22 protein-coding genes are annotated in these 23,891 nt (G+C 67.2%); 11 read left to right on the top strand and 11 right to left on the bottom strand.

Translation table 11 applies throughout. The features are described from left to right. Nucleotides 1-20: 20 nt before the first annotated feature. A complete protein-coding gene (locus C566_RS0104805) occupies nt 21-1,280 on the bottom strand; it encodes a cytochrome P450 (RefSeq protein WP_018773204.1) in 1,260 nt (419 codons plus the stop codon). A 54-nt stretch (nt 1,281-1,334) separates the two neighbouring features. Further along, the gene (locus C566_RS0104800; RefSeq protein WP_018773203.1) at nt 1,335-2,966 is read right to left on the bottom strand and encodes an FAD-dependent oxidoreductase; all 1,632 of its coding nucleotides are present in this window, start codon (nt 2,964-2,966) and stop codon (nt 1,335-1,337) included. Nucleotides 2,967-3,060: 94 nt separating this feature from the next. Between C566_RS0104800 and C566_RS23405 the strand changes: the two genes are divergently transcribed. Further along, complete coding sequence (locus C566_RS23405) at nt 3,061-3,450, top strand: hypothetical protein (RefSeq protein WP_331271115.1); 390 nt, start codon at nt 3,061-3,063, stop codon at nt 3,448-3,450. Beyond that, a complete protein-coding gene (locus tag C566_RS23400) occupies nt 3,447-3,845 on the top strand; it encodes a GNAT family N-acetyltransferase (protein WP_331271114.1) in 399 nt (132 codons plus the stop codon). The genes C566_RS23405 and C566_RS23400 overlap by 4 nt, the downstream gene beginning before the upstream one ends. Nucleotides 3,846-3,872: 27 nt before the next feature. Here C566_RS23400 and C566_RS20780 read toward each other — a convergent pair whose 3' ends face one another. The 6 genes from C566_RS20780 to C566_RS0104765 all read right to left on the bottom strand — a co-directional run bounded on the left by C566_RS20780 (nt 3,873) and on the right by C566_RS0104765 (nt 9,295). Next, nucleotides 3,873-5,315, bottom strand: a complete 1,443-nt coding sequence (locus tag C566_RS20780) for an AAA family ATPase (RefSeq protein WP_051082219.1) — start codon at nt 5,313-5,315, stop codon at nt 3,873-3,875. A gap of 57 nt (nt 5,316-5,372) precedes the next feature. After that, nucleotides 5,373-5,804, bottom strand: a complete 432-nt coding sequence (locus C566_RS20775; protein ID WP_018773201.1) for a VOC family protein — start codon at nt 5,802-5,804, stop codon at nt 5,373-5,375. A 709-nt stretch (nt 5,805-6,513) separates the two neighbouring features. Continuing rightward, a complete protein-coding gene (locus tag C566_RS20770) occupies nt 6,514-7,080 on the bottom strand; it encodes a DinB family protein (RefSeq protein WP_018773200.1) in 567 nt (188 codons plus the stop codon). A 67-nt stretch (nt 7,081-7,147) separates the two neighbouring features. Continuing rightward, complete coding sequence (locus tag C566_RS0104775; protein ID WP_155846731.1) at nt 7,148-7,795, bottom strand: MBL fold metallo-hydrolase; 648 nt, start codon at nt 7,793-7,795, stop codon at nt 7,148-7,150. Between the two features lie 11 nt (nt 7,796-7,806). Beyond that, a complete protein-coding gene (locus C566_RS0104770) occupies nt 7,807-8,892 on the bottom strand; it encodes an S-(hydroxymethyl)mycothiol dehydrogenase (protein WP_018773198.1) in 1,086 nt (361 codons plus the stop codon). A gap of 145 nt (nt 8,893-9,037) precedes the next feature. After that, nucleotides 9,038-9,295 (bottom strand): mycoredoxin, encoded by a 258-nt coding sequence (locus tag C566_RS0104765; RefSeq protein WP_011692168.1) that lies wholly within the window; start codon nt 9,293-9,295, stop codon nt 9,038-9,040. Between the two features lie 265 nt (nt 9,296-9,560). Between C566_RS0104765 and C566_RS0104760 the strand changes: the two genes are divergently transcribed. Next, complete coding sequence (locus tag C566_RS0104760) at nt 9,561-10,307, top strand: SOS response-associated peptidase (protein ID WP_081627248.1); 747 nt, start codon at nt 9,561-9,563, stop codon at nt 10,305-10,307. 56 nt (nt 10,308-10,363) lie between these two features. Here C566_RS0104760 and C566_RS0104755 read toward each other — a convergent pair whose 3' ends face one another. Continuing rightward, nucleotides 10,364-10,786: a VOC family protein gene (locus C566_RS0104755; protein WP_026266391.1), complete on the bottom strand. Its 423-nt coding sequence runs from the start codon at nt 10,784-10,786 to the stop codon at nt 10,364-10,366. Between the two features lie 14 nt (nt 10,787-10,800). Here C566_RS0104755 and C566_RS0104750 point away from each other — a divergent pair, with 14 nt between their 5' ends. Continuing rightward, entirely contained in the window at nt 10,801-11,127 is a 327-nt protein-coding gene (locus C566_RS0104750; RefSeq protein ID WP_018773195.1) for a chorismate mutase, read from the top strand. Between the two features lie 21 nt (nt 11,128-11,148). Here C566_RS0104750 and C566_RS0104745 read toward each other — a convergent pair whose 3' ends face one another. Further along, complete coding sequence (locus C566_RS0104745; protein WP_018773194.1) at nt 11,149-11,535, bottom strand: hypothetical protein; 387 nt, start codon at nt 11,533-11,535, stop codon at nt 11,149-11,151. Nucleotides 11,536-11,766: 231 nt separating this feature from the next. On the opposite strand from C566_RS0104745, the gene C566_RS0104740 reads away from it, so the two are divergent. From C566_RS0104740 to pdxS, 6 genes are all read left to right on the top strand, one after another. After that, nucleotides 11,767-12,102: a DUF6504 family protein gene (locus tag C566_RS0104740; RefSeq protein WP_018773193.1), complete on the top strand. Its 336-nt coding sequence runs from the start codon at nt 11,767-11,769 to the stop codon at nt 12,100-12,102. Then, on the top strand, nt 12,099-15,611 hold the full coding sequence (locus C566_RS0104735; RefSeq protein ID WP_018773192.1) for a DNA polymerase III subunit alpha: 3,513 nt from the start codon (nt 12,099-12,101) through the stop codon (nt 15,609-15,611). The genes C566_RS0104740 and C566_RS0104735 overlap by 4 nt, the downstream gene beginning before the upstream one ends. Nucleotides 15,612-15,758: 147 nt before the next feature. Beyond that, nucleotides 15,759-17,768, top strand: a complete 2,010-nt coding sequence (thrS, locus tag C566_RS0104730) for a threonine--tRNA ligase (protein ID WP_018773191.1) — start codon at nt 15,759-15,761, stop codon at nt 17,766-17,768. A 19-nt stretch (nt 17,769-17,787) separates the two neighbouring features. Then, nucleotides 17,788-18,441 (top strand): HIT family protein, encoded by a 654-nt coding sequence (locus tag C566_RS0104725; protein ID WP_018773190.1) that lies wholly within the window; start codon nt 17,788-17,790, stop codon nt 18,439-18,441. Continuing rightward, complete coding sequence (gene pgsA, locus C566_RS0104720; protein ID WP_018773189.1) at nt 18,434-19,072, top strand: phosphatidylinositol phosphate synthase; 639 nt, start codon at nt 18,434-18,436, stop codon at nt 19,070-19,072. The genes C566_RS0104725 and pgsA overlap by 8 nt, the downstream gene beginning before the upstream one ends. Before the next feature lie 209 nt (nt 19,073-19,281). Continuing rightward, the gene (pdxS, locus tag C566_RS0104715) at nt 19,282-20,208 is read left to right on the top strand and encodes a pyridoxal 5'-phosphate synthase lyase subunit PdxS (RefSeq protein WP_026266390.1); all 927 of its coding nucleotides are present in this window, start codon (nt 19,282-19,284) and stop codon (nt 20,206-20,208) included. Nucleotides 20,209-20,507: 299 nt separating this feature from the next. On the opposite strand, the gene C566_RS0104710 is transcribed toward pdxS, so the two are convergent. After that, a complete protein-coding gene (locus C566_RS0104710) occupies nt 20,508-22,520 on the bottom strand; it encodes a M3 family metallopeptidase (RefSeq protein WP_018773187.1) in 2,013 nt (670 codons plus the stop codon). Nucleotides 22,521-22,602: 82 nt separating this feature from the next. On the opposite strand from C566_RS0104710, the gene C566_RS20765 reads away from it, so the two are divergent. Next, a complete protein-coding gene (locus C566_RS20765) occupies nt 22,603-23,883 on the top strand; it encodes a CapA family protein (protein ID WP_043465720.1) in 1,281 nt (426 codons plus the stop codon). Nucleotides 23,884-23,891 lie beyond the last annotated feature (8 nt).

The raw sequence follows: 23,891 nt of genomic DNA, 5'->3' as shown, positions 1-23,891 counted from the left end.
GGCGATGCCAACGACTACCGTCAGTTCTCCTGGCCAGGGGCGAGGACGCCGTCGATGTCTATCGGAAGGTGGGAGGGGCCGCGCAGGAAAGGGCTCGGCCGGTACGGCGGCGGGTCGGAGACCAGCCGCGGGTTCTCCAGCCTGGTGGCGAACTGGGTGAGGGCGATCTGCGCTTCCAAGCGGGCCAGGGGCGCCCCGAAGCAAAGATGGACGCCGCCACCAAAGCCGAGGTGCTGGTTGTTGCGCCGGTCTGGGATGAAGAGGCCGGGGTCAGTGACGTGGGCGGGGTCGCGGTTGCCCGCGGCCAGGACCAGGGTCAAGGAGGCGCCGGCCGGGATGGTGGTGCCGGCGATCTCGATGTCGTCGAGGGCGGTGCGGAACGGGATGAAATGGACAGGCGGCTCGTAGCGGAGCAGTTCCTCGACCATCGGGATGGCCAGACCCGGGTCATCGCGCAGCCTCTGGAGCTCGGCGGGGTGACGGAGCAACGTCAGTGCGCCGTTGGAGATGAGGTTCACGGTGGTTTCATGTCCGGCGATGAGCAGCAGAAGCCCGGTGCTCACCAGTTGTTCGTCCGGCATGCGCCCTTCGGGGCCATCATCTGTGGCCATCGCTGAAAGCAGGTCATTCCCCGGTGCCCGCCGGTGGGTGTCGACCAGTTCCTGCATGAATGCACGTAGTTCTTTGCCGGCCTCGACTCTCTTCTTTTGCTGGGTTTCGGGATCGAGACCTGGATCCGTGGATTGCAGGGCAACGTCCACCCAGACCCGGAAGCGCTGTTCATCGCCTGGGGGCACACCGAGAAGTTCGCAGATCACCGTGACGGGCAGCGGATACGCCAGGTCATCGACGACGTCGATCCGGCCGCGGTCGGCCATGTCGTCGACGAGGTCGGTGACAATTTCCGCCATCCGCTCCTCCATCCCGGCCACCCTGCCGGGAGTCGTTGGCGGGCCGAAGTGCCGCATGGTGATCCGTCGAAACTTGTCGTGATCAGGCGGATCCATGCTGAGGAAAGTCGGTGTCATGCCCGCGCCGTCCCCGTCCCCGTCCTCGCCGGTGGCGGCGGCGCCCGCCGCGGCGGCTGCCGGGTTCCTGGTGATGTCTGAGCTGACCCGCGGATCGTGCAACAGGGCGGCGATTTCCGCGTAGGTGCTCACCAGATAGCTTCCGTCCGGAAGACGTGTCACAGGGGTCTTGCGGAGCTCCTCGTAGTACGGGTAGGGGTTCGCCCGGTTGGCGGTGTCGAGGATCTGCTCCCAGATGGTGGGTTGGGCCATGGCGAAGGCTCCTAGGGTCGTGGGGCCGGTGGGTGCCGGTCTCCGGGCGGCGCGTTACGGGAGGCGGCGGTCAGTCAATCTGGCGCGCCGCTCATTGGGATAGTGGCCGGTCACCACGACGGTCGCATCTTGGGTCGGGCTGGCGGCGGGCTGGAACCCGGCCTGCACCGGCTGCGCATCGGCGGGCTCGTCAACGTGGTGGAACGAGGGCGGGAAGGACGCCGCCTGCTCGATCAGCGGTTCATAGAAGTCAAGCCATTTGTTCTGGTTGAAGGCCACCGCGGCCACGATGCGGCCCTTGTAGCCGTAAACCGCCAGGAACCTCCGCGAGGCAACCGCTCCCTGCACGATGGCGACCTGATCGGCGACCGAGGGCACGCCCACGCTCTTGATTTCGGTGCCGAACTGGACGGACCAGAACTTAGGCACCGCCAGGTGCGGCCACCGTTCGGTCTCGCCGCTCACCATGTTGTGCGCTGCAACCTCGGCCTGGGAGATCGCGTTGCCCCAGTGCTCGACGGCGAGGAACTGGTAGCCGAACATCGGCTGCGGGGCGCGGGACACGTCGCCGGCGACGAAGACGTCATCGGTGACCAGCCCGTTGGCGTCGAAAGCGCGGCAGCCGGCGTCGCACGCGACGCCCCACACACCGCTCGCCAATCCGGAACCGGCGAGCCAGTCACCGTTGCGGACGGTCCCGAGCGCGGCGACCGCGATGTCCACGTCAAGTGTGGTGCCATCGGAGAGGCGGGCGCGGCGCAGCTGTCCGCCGGCATCGCCTTCCAGCGAGACGACCCTGACGCCGCAGCGCAGATCCACGCCGTTCTCGATCTGCAGCTCTCCGGCAATTGCACCGATCACGCTGCCCAGCGCCGCGCCGAGCGGTGCCGGACCAGCCTCCGCCACGGTGACCGGCAGGCCAAGTTCGCGGCACACCGAAGCGACTTCGCAGCCGATGAACCCGGCGCCAATGACCAGGACCCGGCGAGGGCGCGCGGCCAGGAGCTGCCGAAGCGTTGCGGCGTCCTCCCGGGTCCGCAAGGTCAGCACGCCTGCCAGCGCCGCCTCCGCCGCGTTTGGCCAGGAACGGGCCCGCACGCCGGTGGCGATCAACAGCTTGTCGAATCCGATTCGGTTGCCGTCGGCGAGATGCACCTGCCTGGCGGCCAGATCCAGACCGGTGGCGGCGACGCCCAGACGCCAGTCTGCGTCGATTGTGCGGCGGCGTGGCAGCGACGTGTCATCGGAGCGCACCGTACCGGTCAGGACCTGTTTCGACAGCGGCGGCCGGTCATAGGGTTCGTGCGTTTCCTCGCCGATCAGGGTCAGCGAGCCCGTGAACCCTTCCTCGCGCAGCCGCTCCGCCGCGCGCAGCCCGGTCAGTGACGTGCCCACGATGACGATCCTTCCGGATCGTTTGAACATGCCCCCGTTGCCCCCGCCTGCGGCTGCCGTTCCTGGGGCTTCTATGGGAGGCCGCGGGCTGCGCGGCTCCTCAAGCTGGTCGAGTCGGATGGCCTGTACAGGGCACGCCGCGGCGGCCCGCCGGATCCTCGTGCGCTGCGCCTCGTCAGGGTCGGGGTCGTACGTCAGGGCCTCGTCCCCCTGGATCGTGAAGACGTCCGGGGCGAGGAAGGCGCATTGTGCGTAACCCTGGCATTTTGTGAGATCGACGACGAGCCTCATGCCGGACTTCTCCCTGTTTGGTCAAGCGAATCGAGTCTAAGCCTCGGCGGCTGGCCGTGGAAGAGGTAGTTCTCTGGCTGTACCGTGGACGCCGATGACTCTTTCTGACGAACTTCTGATGGCCTACGACCGGCAACTCCGCACGGATGCCGAGACGCTTGGTGCCATCGGGGTCGAACGGCTGGGCCCGCTGCGCCTGGTGACCTTCGCGGGCGGCAGCGGCTTCGTGACATATCAGGACCTCGATGGGGCCAGTGCCCGGACGATCTCGCATTGGGTGGCCGAAGCGCTCGCCTTTTTTCGCGAGGATCCCGCAATTGACCGGGTCGAGTGGAAAACCCGTGGTCACGATCATGCGCCGGGACTTCATGGCGCACTGCTCGACAACGGATTTGAACCTGATGAGACCGAATCGGTCATGATCGGGCCGGCCCACTCGCTGAACGTGGATGTGCCACTCCCGGCGTCAGCTTGCGGCGGGTGAGCGCAGAACGGGACATCCGTGCCATGAGCGCAATGCAGGACGAGGTTTTCGGCGCCAACGTCTCCGACGGCAACGCTGAGGCAATCCTGCGTCGGGTGGCACACGACGGCGGAATGGAACTGTGGGTAGCCGAACACGAAGGCCTGATCGTGAGCGCAGGCCGCCTCGAACCGGTGCCTGACACAGAATTCGCGGGCATCTGGGGCGGGGCAACGCGGGCCGAATGGCGCGGCCGGGGCATTTACCGGGCCCTCACCGCCGCCCGGGCTCGCGCCGCACTAACGCTCGGTAAGAAACTCATCCACAGTGACTCGACCGAATATTCGCGACCAATCCTGGAACGCTACGGTTTGCGCCGGGTGTCCACAACCACGCCGTACCGGTGGCGGCGCTGACGGCCCAGACACTGGGTGCGGTCATTCCTAGCCCCCGGGATGAAAGGTCGCCGGCGGTCCGGGGAACGGCCCTCCCATGCCCTCAGCGTCGCTCCCGGCGCCGCTGCCGAGGAGGCTTCGGGTGAGGGCGGCGCTGTCGGCCATCAGGTCATCCACGGCCTTCTCGAGATGAATGTCCGCCACCGGCACGCCTTCCAATGCGCCGGCAACGACCGCCCTGCGGACGAGTTCGCGCGCGAACGAGGCGGTGGTGCCGTCGGCGCGGGCGGCGGCATCTTCAATCGAGTTCGCGCTGAAGGGAATACCACGGGCATACAGTCTGATCAGCGCAACCCGCTCCGCCTGGGCAGGCATGGGAATTTCCACGGCCAGGTCCACGCGGCCCGGGCGCTGTGCCAGGGCTCGTTCGAGCATGTCCACGCGGTTGGTGGTAAGCACGAACGCCACATCGGCGTCGCTGGCCAGACCGTCCATGGCGTCCAGCACCTCGAACAGCAGCGGCTGAGGCCCGTGCCCGAAGCTGCGGTCCTCGGCGATGAGGTCGCAGTCCTCAAGAACCACGATGGAGGGCTGCAGCGCCCGGGCCATGGTGGCGGCTTCTGAGATTCTGGCGAGCGATCCCCCCGAAAGAAGGATTGCTGTGACACCCTCGCTCCGACTCAACAAATACCTCACCGTATGGGTCTTGCCCGTCCCCGGCCTGCCATAGAGCAGGACGCCGCGTTTCAGGTGCTGGCCGTACTTGATCAGGGACTCACGGTGCTCGGCGATACCCAGCGCGTGGTCCGACACTTTCTCCAGCAGGCCGTCCGGCAGGATGACATCCGACGCGGCAAGGACCGGCCGCGCATGAAAGGTCACCCCGGCCGCGCTGGGACCATACTCACCCATCACCAGGGAAATGACCTGCCCCTTGAGCACGCTGCGGTGCTGCATCCGCCGCCGGAACTCCGAGAGGAACCGGGCGGCCCTATCTGTGGCGCCGGCCAAAACTTCAAGGGACGCTGACTGCCGGCCATACCGGGGGTTGGCGTCCCGCTGCAGCACGGCGATGGGACTGCCTCCGTGGCTGAACAGCCACAGCCCCAGGGCAACGGCCTGCCGCTGTTCGTCCGGCCCGACAGCGAGGTTGGCGTAGTCCGGTTGGGACAGGGGGAATTGCGGAAATAGCTGGGACTGCTGCAGCATGTCGCTCAGCGAGTGATGGTGGCGCTGGTCGCCGCCGCCGATGCCCACGAGCCGGAACTCAGGATCCTCCGTGGCGAGCTCCTCCATGAGGATGTCTGCGTCCACGAACCGGTGCGGCGGAATCTCCTCAACCACTACTGACACTGATTCGGCCCGGACCGCCAAATGCTCAGTCAGCGTAGTCAGCAGCTGGGTTCCCGGTTGCACCCGCTGCTGCCCGGACTGCGCAAGCTCCACGAGCCGCGCGAAATTGTCGATGAACTTCCCCAAAATTTCATCCATGCGCTGACCCTACCAGCGCCGCAAATCGGGTGCGGCGCTCATGCTCTCCAGCAAGCGTCAGCCGGCGGCTGCGCTGACGGCAAAGGTGCCGCCCCGCAGCGAGCTCATGGCCCAGGAATTCGGCTCGTTCGCCAGTTCGGCGCCGTCGACGAGCACAGCGTGACGGTCATCCGCGCCGGCATCAAACGGCGCCAAGCGCTTGCCTCCCGCCCGTTCGGAACGCACCAGGGCTTCCCCGACGTCGTCGACACGCACATGGGTGATCCACCCCGGCGGCGATTGCGGCGGCGCCTGTCCGATGCCGGCCACCAGCTGACCGTGGAGGCGGGCAACGTAGTAGGCGCCGTCGAGACCGGACGGCATCGGAGCCGGGTCGTCGAAAGTCCAGCCGAAGAGCGGACCGTAGAAGTCTTTGGCGGCCTGGGGATCTGGCTGCCAGGTATCGACCCAGCACGGCACACCGACTGAGGAGGTATCCCGCGCTGTCATTGAAAACCCTTTTCACCGGGGACCGTTACGCCGCGAACATTGTTTCCCACGGCCGCGGAGTCGATCAAGACCGAACTGGAGATTCCGGCGAGGCAAACTGCTGAAACTCCATGCCCGAGTGGGAAATCACCGTCGCCCGGGAAACCTGACACCCGTGCGGCAGGCTCGCCAACATATTTCTGGCCAATTGGGGAACCACGAATAAGGGAACGAAAACTGGAATTGCAGCCGTGGCGCTCACTCCACTGCTCGCGCTGGGGTCTGGAACAGCACCCGGTCTTCTGACGAGGAAGTACGGAGCATGGTGTCTGTTCGGCGGATGGTGAGGCCGGCACGGGGGAGCTACGGGCTTTCCGGCCGGAAAATCCGCCTATTGATTGTTACTCTCTTTTCCTTTTGTGCGGCAAATGCAATTGATATTCTGACTTTGGTCAGGCAGAGGCTGCTCACTTCGTTGCGGGAGTTCCTATCTCATGGCCACCAGAGTCGATGTCGCCGGCAGTGCCGTCGCCCCGTTCACGGCGTTCGTCTTTGGATCGCGCACGACATCCGGCCGGCCTGGTTCTTGGAGTGCCCCCACTGTGGTGTCTGAGCCGACCGGGGTGCGATTACGCCGCCGGCACGCGGGACCAGAGCTGGAACCCGGCCTTCCCTAGACCAGCGCGGATGCGGCCCTGTGAAAACCAATCGGGGGTGGCCGCATCCGCGCTCACCCGCACCCATTGTGCATTGCCGCTCTTCTGGTGTAGATTCCAGGCCCGGGCGGCCGGTGCCGTCCGGTGCGCGCTGCGAGGATCTGCTCGCGCAGAATGTCCGCGTGGCCGCAATGCTGGGCGAGTTCCCTGAGCATGTGCAGGTAGACCCACCGCAACGGCAGCGGTCCGCGCCGGTTGCCCCTGACAAGGTCGTCAAGATCGAGGGAAGCGGCCCGACGGCGTGAGTCCTCGCAGGCCTGGAGGTAGTCGGCCTGGAGGCCCGCGATGGTGTCCTCCTCCGCCAGGATAAACGATTCGTCGGGGGTGGCCGGAATGCCGATCTCCGCCCGGGACCGGCACGTGATGGCCTCATCAAACCAGACCTTCTCCACGAAGGCGGCGTGTTTGACCAGCCCCAGGAGGGTGGTCCGCGACGGCACCAGCGAGGCCCGGGCCTCCTCTTCGGTGAGCCCGTCCAGGCAGGCGTGCAGGTCCGCACGATGTTCATCGAGGAACGCATCGAATTGGGTCCGTAGGTCCGCGGTCAGTACTGCCGGATCCTTGCTGGGGAGAGAGCTCATGGCGTCACATCCTATGGCGGAAAGGCCCGGTCCGGAAGCGGCGGACCGGGCCTTTGCCTGGATGCGGTCAGTGTCCCCGCGCGATCCATTCCTCAAGGTGCGGTGCCTCGGCGCCGATCGTCGTCGGATCCCCGTGGCCGGTCCGGACCGTCGTGCCGGCCGGGAGCGGCAGGAGCCGGGTCCGGATGGATTCGATGATGGTCGGGAAGTCGCTGAAGGAACGGCCCGTCGCCCCGGGGCCACCCTGGAACAGCGTGTCCCCGCTGAACACCGTTTTTTCGCTAAGCACGGTGCCCTCGCTCTCGAGAAGGAAGCACACCGAACCCGGCGAATGGCCGGGGGTGTGCAGTGCCACGAGCCTTGCCCCCGCGACGTCGAACGTGTCGCCGTCGGCAATGGCGTGGTCCGGCTCGGTGCCGGGGAAGACCCGCTCCCACAGCATCCAGTCGTCCCGGTGCAGGTACACGGGCGCGTTTACGAGCGACCGGACCTCGCCCACGGCGCGGATGTGGTCATCGTGGCCGTGCGTGAGCAGGATTGCCGTGACCTTCCTGCCCGAGACGGCGGCGGCCACGGCAGCGGGATCGTGGGCCGGGTCGATGATGACGCATTCGGCGTCATCCCCGAGGATCCAGACGTTGTTCTCGACATCCCAGGTCCCGTCATCGAGGGAAAACGTCCCGGAGGTCACCAGCCGGTCGATCCGGATGCTCACAGAGCCGGCGTTCACAGCTCCACCACCGAGCGCAGCACGGCGCCGGCGTGCATCTTCGTGAAGGCTTCCTCGATCTGGTCGATCGTGATCCGCTCCGTCACGAAGGCGTCCAGATCCAGCTTGCCCTGCCGGTAGAGGCTGATGAGCGTGGGGAAGTCGCGCGAAGGCAGGCAGTCGCCGTACCAGGAGGACTTCAGCGAGCCGCCGCGGCCGAACACATCCAGCAGCGGCAGTTCAAGTGTCATCTCGGGGCTCGGCACACCCACCAGGACCACCGTGCCGGCGAGGTCCCGGGCGTAGAAGGCCTGCTTGTAGGTTTCCGGGCGGCCGACGGCGTCGATCACGACATCGGCGCCGAAACCGCCGGTCAGTTCACGGATCGCTTCGACGGGGTCGCCGGCGGAGGAGTCCACCGTGTGGGTGGCGCCGAGGTCCTTCGCGCGCTGGAGCTTCTTGGCGTCGATGTCGACGGCAATCACCGTCGTGGCTCCGGCGAGCGCCGCGCCGGCGACGGCGGCCACGCCGACTCCGCCGCAGCCGATCACGGCGACCGAATCGCCGCGCTGGACGTTTCCGGTGTTGATCGCCGCGCCGATGCCTGCCATGACGCCGCAGCCGAGCAGGCCAACGGCGGCGGGATCGGCGTCGGGGTCCACCTTGGTGCACTGGCCGGCCGCCACGAGGGTCTTCTCGGCAAAGGCACCGATGCCCAGCGCGGCCGTCAGCTCCGTGCCGTCCTCCAGCGTCATCTTCTGGGTGGCGTTGTGGGTGTTGAAGCAGTACTGCGGCTGGCCCCGGCGGCAGGCGCGGCACTCGCCGCAGACGGCCCGCCAGTTCAGCACCACACGGTCCCCGGGGGCGACCTCGGTGACATCGGGTCCGACGGCACTGACAACACCGGTGGCCTCGTGGCCGAGCAGGAAGGGGAAGTCGTCGTTGATGGCACCCTGCTTGTAGTGCAGATCGGTGTGGCAGACACCGCAGGTCAGGATGTCCACGAGGGCCTCTCCGGGGCCGGGGTCCGGCACCAGGATTGTCTCCAGGGTGACGTCGGCATTCTTGGAACGGACTACTGCGGCCTTGACTTTATGGACCATGAAACAAGCTCCTCTGCTCTCGAACGCGGATTACTGGCACAACTTACTGGTTACTGGCGCAACATACTGGCGCAACGGGCGACGGCGCGGCCTTTGGGAGGCCGCGCCGTCGTGGTTTGGTGGTGTCCTTGGATGCAGGAAGGGCCTAGGCGGCGAGCCGGCTCTTGACCTCTGCTGCGGAGGGGTTGGTGGCGGCGGTGCCGTCCGGAAACAGCACGGTGGGGACTGTGCGGTTGCCTCCGTTGAGCTGCTCGACCAGATCGGCGGTGCCTTCGACTTCCTCGATGTTGATCTCGGTGTACCCGATGCCCTGCGCATCCAGCTGCTTCTTCAACCGGTTGCAGTAGCCGCACCAAGTGGTCGAAAACATGGTGATGGTGCCGGATTCGGGGGTGAAGTCCACTAAGTTCTCCTCAAGTAAGTGGTTGGGGCCGGCATGTCGGGCCGGGCGCCCACTGAAGTCGTACGTCACTGCCAACAACCGTACCCCGCACCCCGCTATTCCCGCAGGCGCGTGGCCCACGATGGCGCCGGACGCGAATTCGCGGGAAAGCAGCGGAGTCGCCGCAAAGCTCCGGCGAAATCGCAGGTTTCCGGCGACCTCGGCGGGGCTCAGCCGGGAGGCTGGGGCGGATGACATGAAATGGGTGCGGTGGCATGCTGGTGCCATGTGTGGACGCTACGTGATGGCCCGGGCCGTCGGAGACCTGCTGGCCGAATTCGATGCCGGGATGGAGGATGAGATCGCGATTCCACCGTCGTGGAACGTGGCCCCGACGGCGGATGTGCCGATCCTGCTCGAACGGCTGGTGGAGGGGGAGCCGGTCCGTCAACTGCACATTGCGCGCTGGGGCCTAGTGCCGTCCTGGGCCAAGGACCCGGGCATCGGGTCCAAGATGATCAATGCCCGCAGCGAGACCGTGCTGGAGAAGCCAGCCTTCCGGAAAGCGACCCGCGCACGTCGCTGCGCCGTCCCGGCGGACGGCTACTACGAGTGGAAGGGTGAGGGCCGCACCAAGCAGCCCTACTACGTCCATCCCAAGGACGGACGCCCCATTGTCTTCGCTGGGCTTTATGAATGGTGGCGGGACCCGTCCAAGGCGGAGGGCGACCCGGAGCGCTGGATGCTCTCGACCTCGATCATGACCACCGACTCGCCGCCGGAGGGCTACGCCGGGGGAATGCTGGCCGAGCTGACCGCGCTGCACGACAGGGTTCCGCTGCCCATGAACCGCGAGACCATGCAGACCTGGCTGGACCCGCAGGCCGATGACGCGGCCGGGCTCGTGGATCTGGTCCGGGCCGGGGCGCACGACGTGGCGGAAGGCTGGACGATCGACGCCGTCGGCACCGCCGTCGGGAACGTCAAGAATGACTCACCGGAACTCATCCAGCCGGTCGGGAGCCTGTTCTAGCGGGTGCCCCGGCACATCCAGCGACTGCCCCGCGTGGGGGCGTTGGGCCCCTGAGGTCAGAGCGTCACTATGCCGCCGCCGTCGACCGACCAGCCGGGGTTGAAGGCGACTTCCCAGCGGTAGCCGTCGGGATCGGCGAAGTAGCCGGTGTAGCCGCCCCAGGGCTGGGTCTTCGGTGCCGCAACGATGCGGGCTCCCGCGGTCTCGGCTTCGGCCATCACCCGGTCGACTTCCGCCGTGCTGGCCAGGTTGTGGCTGAGCGTAATGCTCGCAATGCCGGCAGGGGGATCTGTGGCCGCTTCGGACTGCATCTGGCCCGCGTCCCAGAGCGAGAGGATGAGCCCGTGGTTGACCTGGATGAAGAGCACCTCCCCGGGGACTTCCCGGTGGGCCGGCCAGCCGAGGCCATCAACGTAGAAGCGGCGTGAGGCGTCAACACTGCGGACACCTAGCGATATGAAGTCGACTCGTGGCTGCATCTTTCGATACTGTCATGCACATGCCCACAAATCACGCAGACGACAAGGCCGCCCAGGCCGACCGCGAACAGCTCGCCGCCGTGCGGGTGGCTGTTGACGAGGTGGACGAGCAGATTGTGTCCTTGATCGGGCGCCGCGAGCGGCTGATCCGGATCGCGGGGACCCTCAAGGCGGACAGCGCCGAGGTCCGTGCGCCCGGACGTGTGGAGCGGGTCATCGAACATGTCCGCGCCACGGCGGAAAAGAAGGACATCGACGTCGAACTTGTCGAGAAGACTTACCGGGCGATGATCGATGCCTTCATCACGCTCGAGCTGGAAGTGTACAAGTCCACTTCCTAGCGGGAGCCCATAAGAAGTTGCCTAGAGGGCCTCTTCAACAGGCACGTTGGCCTGGTAATCCCGGCCGTCACAGTCGCTGAAGGCCGTCATGAGATGGCCCTTGGGCAGGCCAAGCACAGTTGCAATGGGGAAGTTCCCGGTGATGGTGTTTCCTGAGTGTTCCACGCCTTTGAGGTCGAAGTTCTCTTCCGTGCCGTCATGGTTGAAGTAGTAGAAGGACACGGCCTCGCCGTTCATGAACTCAATGCCCAGTCTGCGCTGATGGGAGTAGTCCGGCCCGGCTGCCAGTAGGCCCACCACGTAGGCGCCCTGCCCCGGGATATTTCCGTCTATATCGAAGGTCGCCACCAAGGTTGAATTCTTGGCGGCGATCTTTACGTGCTTCAGGAGTGCGATATGGGAGCTCATGGCTCAATCCTGCTACCTGTGCAATCGTCCGTCCACCCCCGATCTGGGTTTTGTCGCCTCTCCGACGTAGACTGTATTTATTCGAAGATATGTTCGAATAAATACAGGGCTCGAAAAACAGAGGCGCTGCAACAGAAGGCGCTGAAACACAAGGCGCTGGAAGCGGAATAGACGTAGGAAGTCGAAGCGGGGACTGGGCCGGCTCCAGCCCGGACTGGGTCGGGAGGCAACGTGGGCATTTTCAGCGAGTCCGTGGATGTCGTCTGCACGCCCTCCGGCCAGCCCCTGCGCCTGGACTGGGCCGGCCGGCGCTATACGGTCTGCGCGGAACCCGTCCGCTGGTATGAACGCCGCCAGTGGTGGGCGGAGGAACGCCGGGCGCCGCTCGGGAGCGGGCCTGGCCTGGTGGATCACGAGATCTGGCGGGTCCAGGTGCGAGCCGTCGGGGATCACGCCGCGGATTCGACCCTCACCCTAGACCTGACCCGGCACGTAGGCAGCGGCCGGTGGCGGCTCCTGAAGATCCACGACGCCCTGCAGCCCCTCCGGAAGTCCGAATCAGCATGAACTTCACCCATCTGCACGTCTCCACCGCCTTCAGCGCCCACTATGGCGTCTCCTGGCCGGATGAACTCGCCGCCGCGGCCGCCGCAGACGGCGCCACCGCGCTGGCCTGCACGGACCGTGACGGCCTGTACGGGACCGTCAAGCACCTGAAGGCATGTATGTCCGCCGGGCTGGATGCGGTCGTCGGGGTGGACCTTGCGGTCTTTGACGACGACGGCGACCACCGCACCCAGCTCGGGGGACGCGTCGTCGTGCTGGCGCATGGACACAACAACGGCGCCGGCTACCGGGCGCTGTGCCGGCTGATCTCCGACGCCCATGCCCGCACCACGGGCAAGGCCGGGGGAATAGTGCCGGTGGCCGTCACCCGGGCGGAACTGGCCTCCCGCACCCTGCACCCGGAAACCCTGCAGCCGGTCCTCACAGTGCTGATCGGCCCGGACTCCGACGTCGGCCGGGCCATGGGCGGCCGGCGCTACCTGCGGCCCCGCACCCTGTTCAAGCGCTGGCTGGACGCCATGCCCCCCGGAACCCTCGCGGCGGAGGTTGTGTCCCAGCTCAGCCCGCCCGGGGAACCGCTGAGCACCGCCCATGCGGTGCGCATGCTCAAACTCGCCGCAGAACACGGGGTGCCCGCCGTGCTGAGCAACGCCGTGCGGTATGTGGCCGAGGACGGCGCAGCCACCGCCGATGTGCTGGACTCGGCCCGGACGCTGAAATCCCTCCCCGAGCTCTCCGCCGCCCCGCTGCTGCAGCCCAACGGGCAGGGCTGGCTGAAATCGGCGGCCCAGATGCTGCAGCTGGGCAAGGAGATCATCCACGCCGCCGGCTACGGCACGGCGGACCTCAAGCGGCTCCTGGCCCAGACCGAGGCGCTCGCGGACCGCTGCCGCATGGATCCAGAAGCCGACATGGGCTGGAAACAGCCCGTAGTCCCGGAGGCCTCCGTGATCGGGATCGACGGCGACGCGCTCGCCGAACTGACCCTGCGTTGTGAGGCCGGCATCGGCCGCCGTTTCCCGGGAATTTCCGGTCAGCGGGAACAGCAGCTGCGGGCCCGGTTGGAGCACGAGCTCCGGATCATCGACTCGCTGGGCTTCGCCTCCTACTTCCTGACCGTCGCAGAGGTCTCCCGGATGATCCTGGACCTGGGCGTCCGGGCGGCCGCGCGCGGTTCGGGCGCCTCCAGCCTGGTCAACTACCTGATCGACATCAGCCAGGTGAACCCGCTCCAGCACGACCTCATCTTTGAACGCTTCCTCTCCCGGGACCGCGCCACGCTGCCGGACATTGACATCGACGTCGAAAGCGCAGAACGGCACAACGTCTACCGGAAGATCTTTGAGCGCTTCGGAGCCGAACGCGTCACGCTGATGAGCATGCAGAACGGTTACCGCGCTCGCGGTGCCGTGCGCGACGCCGGCCTGGCCCTGGGCATGGACGACGGCGAGGTCGGGGAAATCGCCAAGCAGCTGTGGCGGTTCTCGGCCCGGCATTTCCGTGAAGCCCTCGTGGAGAAACCCGAGCTGAAGGAATTCGCGGACCGGGTGGAGCAGCGCGGCTTCACCGAAAACCAGCAGCTGGACCTGCTGGTGGACCTCACGGAGCGGCTGGACCGGCTGCCCCGCCACATCTCCATGCACCCGTGCGGGGTCATCCTCGGCGATGCCACCCTGCTGGACCGCACCCCCGTGCAGCCCAGCGGCCTGGGCCTGCCCATGAGCCAGTTCGACAAGCACGACATGGACCCCATGGGCATGCTCAAGCTCGATGTCCTGGGCGTCCGGATGCAGAGCGCCATGGCCTTCGCCGTCCGGGAAGTCATCCGGCTCCACCCCTCCAAGGCCGAGGTGGTGGCCGCCGGCGCGCATCCGGCCGGCCCTGACGGGACCGGGCCGGATTACATCTCAGGGGACGGGCACATCGACCTCAACGCGGTCCCGCTCGATGATGAGCCAACCTTTGAACTGATCCGCAGCACCCACACCCTGGGCTGCTTCCAGATCGAGTCCCCGGGCCAGCGCGAACTGATCGGCAAGTTGGCCCCCCGGGAATTCAACGATCTCATCATTGACATCTCGCTGTTCAGGCCGGGTCCGATGAAATCCGACATGGTCCGGCCCTTCCTGGAGCACCGGCACGGATTCGCCCCCGAGGTCTACCCGCATCCCGACCTCAAGCCGGTCCTGAAAGAGACCCACGGGGTCACGGTCTTCCACGAACAAATCCTCAAGACCTTCGACGTCATGACCGGGTGCGGGCTGGCGCGGGCCGACGAGTTCCGCCGTGCGCTGGGCAATGAAGTGCTTGAAGCCAAGGTGGAGGAGTTCTTCCGGAAGGAGGCGCGGGCCAGGAACTACGGTCCCGAGGTGGTGGACAAGGTCTGGGGCACGCTGAAGGGCTTTGGCAGTTTCGGGTTCTGCAAGGCCCACGGCGCCGCCTTCGCCGTGCCCACCTACCAGTCCGCCTGGCTGAAGGCACACCACCCGGAGGCCTTCCTCGCCGGGCTCTGGGAACACGACCCCGGCATGTACCCCAAGCGCCTGCTCGTGGCCGAGGCCCGCCGGCTGGGGATCCCCATCCTTCCCCTCGACATCAACCGGAGCCAGGCCGAGTACCGGGTGGAGCGGGTGGAATCCGGGCCGGACCGGGGCAGGCTGGGCATCCGCCTGAGCCTGAACGGCATCTTCGGACTCTCCGGCGCCGAGCTGAAACGGATTGTGGCCGGCCAGCCCTACGACTCCCTGGCGGACCTGCGGGCCAGGTCGCGGCTCAGCCGGCCCAGCATCCAGCGACTGGCCCAGCTGGGGGCCTTCGATTCGCTGCACCGGGCGTCCGGGGGAGACGCCAACCGGGCGGATCTGGTCCAGCACCTGCAGAAACTCCAGGCCCGCCCCCTGCGGAAGGGCGTGGAGGTCATTGAGGGCCAGCTGGCGTTGCCGCTGGGGGACGTGGAGCTGACGAACCTGTTGCCGGCGCTGCCCGCACCCAGCATGGTGGACAACGTCCGCGCGGAGCTGGACCTCATGGCCGTGGACGTCAGCGAGCACCTCATGACCAGCCACCGCCCGCTACTGGACCGGCTCGGCGTCACCACCGCGGACAAGCTGCTGGGCCTGCGCAACGGCACGGAGGTGCTGGTTGCCGGGGTCCGGGTGGCCACCCAGACTCCGCCCATGCGCGGCGGCCGGAGGGTGGTGTTCATCAGCGTCGACGACGGCACGGGCTGCGTGGATTCGGTCTTCTTCCACGAAGCGCAGGAGCAGTCCGGATCCTTGCTGTTCGGCACCCGCCTGTTGCTGATCCGCGGCACAACCCGCCGGACCGGGCCGCGGGGGATAAGTATCAGCGCCTCCATGGCCTGGGACCTCAGCCGCCCCGAGAGCCTGCCGTTCCCGGCCCCGGAATCCGGCGTCGACGGCCAGCAGGAGCCTTACCTGTCCGGCCCCCTGGACGGTCCCCTGGACGGGATCAGCAGGAACCTCGCCATCACCGGGCTGGGCGGCTGACCGGCCCGCGGCGGGGCCGCCGCTGGGTTGCGGCTGCGCCCGTGGCGCGTTGGTTGGCCTCTGGAGAAACCGATAGCATGGACGAGGCTGGCTGTGGTCCCCGTACGCCACAAGCTACGAAGCCTTAACTTTGAATAGGAGACACCCGTGTCAGATGCCCAGCAGATCACCCTTCTCGTCGACGGCGAAGAGACCAAGGTGACTACCGGGACCACCGGCGCGGAACTCTTCTTTGAGCGCCGCGACGTCGTTGTGGCCCGCGTAAACGGCGAGTTGAAGGACCTGGACCAGCCCCTTCCCGAGGACGCCAACGTTGAGGCCGTCACCATTGATTCCCCGGACGGGCTCAACGTCCTGCGCCACTCCACGGCCCACGTCATGGCCCAGGCCGTGCAGCAGCTGCGCCCCGACGCGAAGCTCGGCATCGGCCCCTACATCACGGACGGCTTCTACTTCGACTTCGACGTCGCTGAACCCTTCACCCCGGAAGACCTCCGCCAGCTCGAAAAGATGATGCAGAAGATCATCAACCAGAACCAGAAGTTCGTGCGCCGCGTCGTGTCCGAGGACGAGGCCCGCGAGGCGATGAAGGACGAGCCCTACAAGCTCGAACTGCTGGGCAAGAAGAATGACGCCGCCGATGCCGGCGAGGGCGTCAGCGTCGAGGTCGGCGCCGGCGACATCACCATCTACGACAACGTGGACCGCAAGAGCGGGGACAGCGTCTGGTGCGATCTGTGCCGCGGCCCGCACCTGCCGAACACCAAGCTGATCTCCAACGCCTTCGCGCTGACCCGGTCCTCGGCGGCCTACTGGCTGGGCAACCAGAACAACCAGCAGCTGCAGCGCATCTACGGCACCGCCTGGCCCACCAAAGACGCGCTCAAGGCCTACCAGGAGCGCATTGCCGAGGCCGAGCGCCGCGACCACCGCAAGCTCGGCGCGGAGCTGGACCTGTTCTCCTTCCCGGACGAACTCGGCTCGGGCCTGCCGGTCTTCCACCCCAAGGGCGGCATCATCCGCAAGGCCATGGAGGACTACTCCCGCCAGCGCCACGTCGATGCCGGCTACGACTTCGTCTACACCCCGCACATCACCAAGGGTCACTTGTACGAGGTCTCCGGCCACCTGGACTGGTACAAGGAGGGCATGTTCCCGGCGATGCACATCGACGCGGAGCTGAACGAGGACGGCACGGTCCGCAAGCCCGGCCAGGACTACTACCTCAAGCCGATGAACTGCCCCATGCACAACCTGATCTTCCGCTCCCGCGGCCGGTCCTACCGCGAACTGCCCCTGCGGCTCTTCGAATTCGGCTCGGTCTACCGCTACGAGAAGTCCGGCGTGGTGCACGGCCTGACCCGCGTCCGGGGCATGACCCAGGACGACGCCCACATCTACTGCACCCGCGAGCAGATGAAGGACGAGCTCACCAGCACGCTGAACTTCGTCCTGGGCCTGCTCAAGGACTACGGCCTGGACGACTTCTACCTCGAGCTCTCCACCAAGAACGAAGACAAGTTCGTGGGCGACGACGCCGCGTGGGACGAAGCCACCCGCACCCTTGCCGAGGTGGCCGAAGCCTCCGGGCTCGAGCTCATCCCGGATCCGGGCGGAGCCGCGTTCTACGGCCCCAAGATTTCGGTCCAGGCCAAGGACGCGCTCGGCCGCACCTGGCAGATGTCCACCATCCAGCTGGACTTCAACCTGCCCGAGCGCTTCGAACTCGAGTTCCAGGCCGCCGACGGCACCCGGCAGCGGCCGGTGATGATCCACCGCGCCCTGTTCGGCTCGGTGGAACGTTTCATGGGCGTGCTCACCGAACACTACGCCGGCGCCTTCCCTGCCTGGCTGGCACCCGTCCAGGTGGTGGGGATCCCGGTCGCGGAGGCCTTCAACGACTACATGTTCGACGTCGTGGACCAGCTCAAGGCGGCCGGCATCCGCGCCGAGGTGGACATCTCCTCGGACCGTTTCCCGAAGAAGATCCGCACGGCCAGCAAGGACAAGATCCCGTTCGTGCTGATCGCCGGCGGGGACGATGCCGAGGCGGGAGCGGTGTCCTTCCGCTTCCGCGACGGCAGCCAGGACAACGGTGTGCCCGTCGCCGAGGCCGTCCAGCGGATCGTCGACGCCGTCCGCAACCGGACCAGCTAGGCAGACGGAAGGGCAGCGCGTGCAGGAATCGACAGGGGCCGGGCCGGAGTATCCGGGCGACCACGCCGTGACGGACGACTTCGGCCTGGCCGGGGTCCCGGACGCTTTCCAGCGCCTGTGGACCCCGCACCGGATGGCGTACATCAAGGGCGGCCAGCACCAGTTCAAGGACCCCAACGACTGCCCGTTCTGCGCCGCACCCGAGCGGGGGGACGAGGACTCCCTGATCGTGTACCGGGGCCGCACCAGCTACGTGGTGCTGAACCTTTTTCCCTACAACCCGGGCCACCTGCTGGTTTGCCCCTACCGGCACATCCCCGACTACACGGATCTCACGGTCGAGGAAACGGCGGAATTCGCCGAACTGACGCAGACGGCCATGCGGGTGCTGCGCAAAGTCGCCAACCCCTCCGGTTTCAACCTGGGCATGAACCAGGGAGTCACCGGCGGGGCGGGCATCGCCGGCCACCTGCACCAGCACGTGGTGCCGCGCTGGGGCGGGGACGGAAATTTCTTCCCCATCATTGCCCAGACCAAGGCGGTCACGCAGACCCTCGGCGAGGTCCGCCAGCAGGTCGCCGACGCCTGGCCGCAGGAAACGCCCGCGCCGCAGGAGACACCAAAGCAGCAAATACCAGCGCACCAGGAAACAGCCGGGGAGAAGGATGCTTAACAGGCACGCCCGGGGTTTCTTCACCGCCCTGTTTTCCCCGGTTGCCCGCTGGCTGCTGAGGATCGGGGTCTCTCCCGACGCCGTGACGGTGGTCGGCACGCTCGGCGTCGTGGTCGGCGCCCTCGTGTTCTACCCGCTCGGGCAGCTCTTTTGGGGGACCGTGTTCATCACGGCGTTCATTTTCTCCGACGTCATCGACGGCATCATGGCCCGGATGCAGCAGCGCGGCGGCCGGTGGGGCAACTTCCTGGACTCCACCCTTGACCGCGTGGCCGACGGCGCCCTGTTCGCCGGCGTCGCCGTCTGGTTCTTCACCGGCGGCGCCAACCCGGCGATCGCCGTCGCCGCCATTCTCTGCCTGGTGCTCGGCATGGTGGTCTCCTATGCCCGGGCCAAGGCCGAAGCCCTGGGTTTTCACGCCAACGTCGGCATCGCCGAGCGCGCCGAGCGCCTCGTGTCCGTGCTGGTGGTCACGGGACTCACCGGCCTGGGCCTGCCCTCCGTGGTGTTGCTGGTGACGCTGTGCCTGCTCGCGACGGCGAGCCTGGTGACAGTGATCCAGCGCATCGTGACAGTGCACCGCCAGTCGCTTGGGGAACCCGAAGGTACCGCCACCGAACGTCCCGCCTGACGGCGCCACACGGTGCCCCGGCGGCCGCGCCCAATCCCTGTCCCCGCGCGGGATTCGACTGCTGTAACCCGAATTCTGCCGTGCCCCGGCCGGGGGATAGTATTAGCCTTACCGGCCAATGGATCCGGTAATCCGGTGTGTGCGAGACACGGCATGAACGTGCCGTCCGCGCCCCCGGCGAGGTCATCTATCTACCCATAGGGGTTTTTGTGTCTACACCTGATGTAAGCAGCGAAGCCGGCGCGTCCGCGAAGAACGTCACGGGCAGCAGCCGCGTCAAGCGCGGCATGGCTGAGATGCTCAAGGGCGGCGTCATCATGGACGTCGTCAACGCCGAGCAGGCCCGCATCGCCGAAGACGCCGGTGCCGTGGCCGTGATGGCGCTGGAACGCGTTCCGGCCGATATCCGCGCCCAGGGCGGCGTGTCCCGCATGTCCGATCCCGACATGATCGACAAGATCATCGCGGCCGTGTCCGTGCCGGTCATGGCCAAGGCCCGGATCGGTCACTTCGTCGAGGCGCAGGTTCTGCAGTCCCTCGGCGTGGACTACATCGACGAGTCCGAGGTCCTGACCCCGGCCGACTACACCAACCACATCGACAAGTGGAACTTCACCGTTCCGTTCGTCTGCGGTGCGACCAACCTGGGCGAGGCCCTGCGCCGCATCAACGAGGGCGCGGCGATGATCCGGTCCAAGGGTGAGGCCGGCACCGGGGACGTCTCCAACGCCACCACGCACATGCGCCAGATCCGCGCGGAGATCAAGAAGCTCGCCGGCATGGCGGAGGACGAGCTCTACGTCGCGGCCAAGGAACTGCAGGCACCGTACGAACTGGTCAAGGAAGTTGCCGCGACCGGCAAGCTCCCGGTGGTGCTGTTCACCGCCGGCGGCATCGCCACCCCGGCCGACGCCGCGATGATGATGCAGCTCGGCGCCGACGGCGTGTTCGTCGGCTCCGGCATCTTCAAGTCCGGCAACCCGGCCCAGCGTGCCGCCGCCGTCGTGAAGGCCACCACCTTCTACGACGACCCGGACGAGATCGCCAAGGCCTCCCGCGGCCTGGGCGAGGCCATGGTCGGCATCAACGTCGACGAGATCCCGCAGCCGCACCGCCTCGCCGAGCGCGGCTGGTAACGTTCGGGCCTTTGGGGGCGCCGGACGGCGCTGATCCTCGGCGTGCTATTCCCCGCGCCTTGTTGGCGGCTAAGAGGCTGCTCGGGGCGCGGGGCCCCTTTTACGCACGCTGCCGGATCACACCGCCCTTCGCCTGACGCTCCTGATTGACGACGCCGGGCGGTCACCTTCTTGGGTGGCCGCCCGGCGTCGTTGGTTTTCCCCGTCGATTGCTCCGCAACTGCCGTTATCGGGCCTCAAAAGGGCGCCTACGGAGCAGTCGAAGAGGGGTCAGTCGATGAGGGTTCAGTTCAGACGGGTCAGTCGAGGCCGCGGCGCTTCAGCAGCGGCCCGAGATCCGAGTCCCGGCCGCGGAAGGCGCGGAAGGACTCCAGCGGGTCCCGGCTGTTGCCGCGGGAAAGCAGTTCGGCGCGGAAGAAGTCGCCGTTGGCGCGGCTGAGGCCCCCTTTTTCCTTGAACCATTCCACGGTGTCGGCGTCCAGGACCTCGCTCCAGATGTAGGAGTAGTAGCCGGCGGCGTACCAGCCTCCCGCGAAGATGTGCTGGAAATAGCCGGTCCGGTAGCGCGGCGGGATCAGGCTGTGCGCCACGCCGGCCGCAGCCAGGGCCTTCGCTTCAAACTCGACGGCGTCGTCCGGGATGTCGGAGCCGTCCAGGACATGCCACGCCAAGTCCAGCAGCGCAGCGCCGAGGTATTCCGTGGTGCCAAAGCCTTCGCCCCACAGCTGCGCGGCGTTGAGTTTGTCCACGGTCTCCTGCGGCAGGGGCTCGCCGGTCGCGTGGTGCCGGGCATAGTTGGCCAGGACCTCGGGCCACATGATCCACATTTCGTTGACCTGCGAAGGGTATTCCACAAAGTCCCGCGGCACGTTCGTACCGGAGAACCGCGGATACGTGACGGCGGAAAACAGGCCGTGCAGGGCATGGCCGAACTCGTGGAAGGTGGTGCGCAGCTCGTCCAGCGTCAGCAGGGTGGGTTCGCCGGCCGGCGGCTTGGAGATGTTGAGGTTGTTGATCACCACAGGACGGGTGTTCAGCAGCCCGGACTGCTCCACGAGGGAATTCATCCACGCGCCACCGCGCTTCGTGTCACGGGTGTAGTAGTCGCCCAGGAACAGGCCCAGGTCCGTGCCGTCGGAATTCTTCACCTCCCAGACTCGCACGTCCGGGTGGTAGCCGGCGAGGTCGGCGCGTTCGTGGAAGGTGACGCCGTACAGGGCGTTCGCCGCGAAGAACACGCCATCATTCAAAACCCGGTCAAGCTCGAAGTAGGGGCGCAAGGCCTGCTCGTCCACGGCATACCGCTCCCGCTTGACCTTGGCCGAGTAGTACGCCCAGTCCCAGGCCTCGAGCGGGTGGCCGGCGGCCTCGGCCAGCGCCTCGGCCTCCGCGTCGGCATTGCGGACGGCGGCCGGGGCCAGCCGGCTCATCATCGCCTGAACGGCCTGGAAGTCCGGTGCCGTCTGCCGGTCCACGCTGAGTTCGGCGAAGTTCGCGAACCCCAGAAGGCTGGCCTTCTCGGCGCGGAGCCGGACCATGTCCTTGACCAGATCGAGCACATCGAAGCTGCCGCCGTCGCTGCCGCGGCCGATGGAGGCCTCATAGAGGCGACGGCGGACATCCCGGTTCGCCAGCGCGGCCATGGCGGGCTGGTTGCTCGGCTGGATCAGGGTCAGCAGGAACTTACCCTCGTGTCCGGCGGTCCGGGCAGCCTCGGCGGCGCTGGCGACGTCGTCGGCGGGCAGGCCGGCGAGGTCGTCGGCGTCATCAAGCAGCAGGGCCGCGGACTTCATGCCCTCCTTGACGCGCTGGCCGAACTCGGTGCCGAGCCGGGAAAGCTCGGCGTTGACTTCCTTGAGGCGCTCCTGGCCGGCGTCGTCGAGCTGGATGCCGGAGGCCCGAAACTCCTTGAGGTATTCCTCCACGAGCCGGGCGGACTCCGCGTCCAGGACCGTTGCGTCCAGCGCCGCGAAGCGCTCGTAGAGCCCGCGGTTGAGGTAGACGGCGTCCTGGTGGGCGGCAAAGAGCGGGGACAGTCGGGTCTCGAGGTCCCTGATGGTGTCCGGGGCGTCCGCGGAAACCAGGGTGAAAAAGGGGGCGGCGGCCCGGTCCAGGAGCCGGCCGGAGCGCTCCATGGCAAGGGCTGTGTTTTCGAAGGTCGGGGCCGCCGGGGTGTCCACGATGGCCTGGATTTCGGCAAGGTGCTCGGCGAGGCCGGCCTCGACGGCCTCGGCGTAGTGCGCGTCTTCGATATCCGCGAACGGCGGCAGTCCATAGGGCAGGGTGCTGGGGCTCAGGAGGGGATTGGTCATGAAATGACTCTTTCATGCAGGCGGCCGCTTCTCAACGATCGCCTCCGTGTGTTGTGATGCCGCCCACCATAGGATGAGCGGCATGGGGAGCACGACCGCAAGGCCTCGGGGACGGATGCTGGCTGTCGCCACGGCCGTTGTTCTCGCGTCTCTGCTGGCATCCTGCGGACTCTTTGCCGGGCCGGATAACCCCCCGGGTCCCACGGCGGGAGCCGGCGGTACCGGGGGAGCGGCTGACGTCGCCCGGCCGCCGTCGGGCACCCCGACGCAGTCCCCGACGCCCACACCGACGCCCACGCCTACGCCCGGGAAGGGTCCAGGCTGTGCGGCTGCCCGGTGCACCTCCGTCCTCGTCACCGGGGACATGCTGGTCCACCCCCAGCTCTGGCGGCAGGCCAGCGAGGACGCCCGCGCTGCCGGCGCGGCGGGGCTGGACTTCGGGCCGTTGCTGGAGGGCCAGCGGCGCTACATCGAGCAGAGCGACGTGGCGATCTGCCATCTGGAGACACCGGTGGCCGGCCCGGACGGTCCGTTCTCCGGGTATCCCTCGTTCAACGTTCCGCCGCAGATCATCACCGCCGTGCGGGGCGTGGGCTATCAGGCCTGCACGACGGCCAGCAATCACACCGTTGACCGCGGCACCGCGGGACTTATCCGCACCCTGGACGCCCTCGACGCCGCCGGACTCCGGCACACGGGCTCGTACCGGACCGAGGCGGAGTCACAGGGGATCCTGATCCTGCAGACCGCCGCGGCCAAAATCGCCGTCGTTGATGCCACATACGGCCTCAACGGGCTGCGCGCCGAGCAGCCCTGGCAGGTTGACCTGCTCGATCCCGATGCCATGATTTCCAAAGCACGCAAGGCCAGGGCTTTGGGCGCGGACATCGTGCTGGGGGTCATGCACGCCGGCCAGGAGTACTCAAACAGGCCCGACGCCCAGCAGCGCGACGTCGCCCATGCGCTCGTGGACAGCGGCCTGTTCAGCCTGGTCTACGGCCACCACAGCCACTCGATGCTGCCGATCGAGAAGTACAAGGGAACCTGGATTGTGTACGGGCTTGGGAACGGCATCACCGAGCTCTCGCCGTCGTTCGTCGTCAACAACGAGGGCCTGTTGGTCCGGGTGCAGTTCAGCCAGGACGCGGCCGGGTCCTGGGCCGCCTCAGACCTGGCCTGGGCGCCGTCGGTGATGGTCCGCGGACCCTACCGCTGGTGTTCGGTCGCGGCCGACGCGCCGCAGGGCCGTTGTGCCGGAACGGCGGCGGACGCGGCCACGCGCCGGCGCACCACGGCCGTGCTGGAGTCGATGGGCGCCGCGGCGGCGGGCGCCCATGAGCTTATTCTCACCGCGGGGCCCTAAGCTTGGGC

The organism is Arthrobacter sp. 131MFCol6.1 (assembly GCF_000374925.1).
Classification (GTDB): domain Bacteria; phylum Actinomycetota; class Actinomycetes; order Actinomycetales; family Micrococcaceae; genus Arthrobacter.
The sequence above is the reverse complement of the archived record's forward strand: the minus strand, read 5'-3'. Positions and strand labels throughout refer to the sequence as shown.